The sequence below is a fragment of the Arhodomonas sp. KWT genome, from assembly GCF_010993615.1.
In genome coordinates this window covers 1-755 of sequence record NZ_WNXE01000815.1, presented here as the reverse complement: position 1 = coordinate 755, position 755 = coordinate 1, and the positions used below count along the sequence as shown (strand labels likewise).

The window sequence follows — 755 nt, the reverse complement described above, 5'->3', positions numbered from 1 at the left end:
CCCGTCCTCCACGCAGCGCCGGAACCGACGCGGCCTCGTCACGGTGCACCGCCGCCGAGGCGGCACCGTGGTAGGTCTCGGCCACGTAGGCCCAGGCCAGGTAACCCAGGAGCGCCAGGACCAGCACGGCACCGTCACCCCGCCCGATACCACCACCGAGCAACAGTACCGGCAACGCGAGGCTCGCGGCGAGCATGCCAACGCCGTCGCGCCACAGGGCGCGGCGGGACGTCGCGAGTGGCGCGAGTAGCGCGCATATGCCGAGGATCAGCAGGACGTTGGCGATGTTGCTGCCCACCACGTTGGCGAGCGCGATGTCGGGGCGGGCCTGGAGGGCGGCATCCAGGGAGACGGTGAACTCGGGCGCGGAGGTTCCGAAGCCGACGATCACCAGCCCGGCGAGCAACGGCGAAACCCCGGTGCGGCGGGCCAGCGCGAGCGCGCCACGCACGACGAACTCGCCGCCCAGTGCCAGCAGCACGATCCCCCCGATGATCCCCAGCAGCGCAGTCATGCCCCCGGCCCCGTGGCAGCGATCGCCCCCCGGATTACCGCAGAAGCCGTGGCCGCGGGCAAGTACGGACACTCAGCGCGAAGAGGTATCGGGACCCCCGCCGCGTTCGAACTGCGCGGCATAGCAGACCGGCGAGGCGGGCTCGTCCGGCGCGTACCAGGCCGCGAACTCCTCGGCGAGCACCTCCGCAAGCGCGACCGCCTGGTTGTGCTCCCGGTCACGGGCCGAGAACACGAGCGTG

The 755-nt window shown here is 72.2% G+C and carries 2 protein-coding genes; both read right to left on the bottom strand.

The features are described 5' to 3' along the window. On the bottom strand, window positions 1–514 hold a 514-nt coding region (locus G7A99_RS22620), incomplete at its 3' end, for a sodium:calcium antiporter (protein WP_371807662.1). A gap of 72 nt (window positions 515–586) precedes the next feature. Then, window positions 587–748 carry a hypothetical protein gene (locus tag G7A99_RS26035; RefSeq protein ID WP_371807663.1) on the bottom strand — a complete coding sequence of 54 codons (162 nt, stop codon included), beginning with the start codon at window positions 746–748 and terminating at the stop codon, window positions 587–589. Window positions 749–755: the final 7 nt, after the last annotated feature.